The organism is Streptomyces bugieae (assembly GCF_036352915.1).
Taxonomy (GTDB): Bacteria; Actinomycetota; Actinomycetes; order Streptomycetales; family Streptomycetaceae; genus Streptomyces; species Streptomyces endophytica.
Genome location: NZ_JAZBJP010000187.1, coordinates 1 through 433 on the forward strand (window position 1 = coordinate 1; position 433 = coordinate 433).

A 433-nucleotide genomic window follows, 5' to 3' on the forward strand; every position below is an offset into this window, starting at 1 on the left:
GGCGCGTTGTGCGAGTGGGGCCGCACCCACATGCAGATTCAGCAGCAGAAACGTCAGCCCCGAACCAGCGCCGCCGCCCCGACGAGGCCGGCATCCCCGCCGAGTTCGGCCGGAACCACCCGAAGGCCGCGCAGGAACTCCAGCCCGGCGTAGTCGGTCAGCGCCGCGCGCAGCGGGCCGAACAACAGCGGCCCGGACTTGGCCACTCCCCCGCCGATCACCGCGATGTCGATCTCGACCAGGGTCGCGGTGGCGGCGATCCCGGCCGCGAGCGCCTGGGCGGCCCGCTCGTACGAGGCGGTGGCCACCGGGTCCCCGGCGCGCGCGGCGGCGGCCACCGCGGCGGCCGTGGCGTCGCCGTCGGGGCCAGGGAGCCAGCCGTCCGCCAGGGCGCGGCGGGCGATGTTCGGGCCGCTGGCGATGCGTTCGACGC

At 76.9% G+C, this 433-nt stretch carries 1 protein-coding gene; it reads right to left on the minus strand.

What is annotated here, in order from left to right; all coding sequences use genetic code 11:
• Window positions 1-53: 53 nt before the first annotated feature.
• The coding region (locus V2J85_RS40810; RefSeq protein WP_330824417.1) for an ROK family protein at window positions 54-433 on the minus strand (380 nt) is incomplete at its 5' end.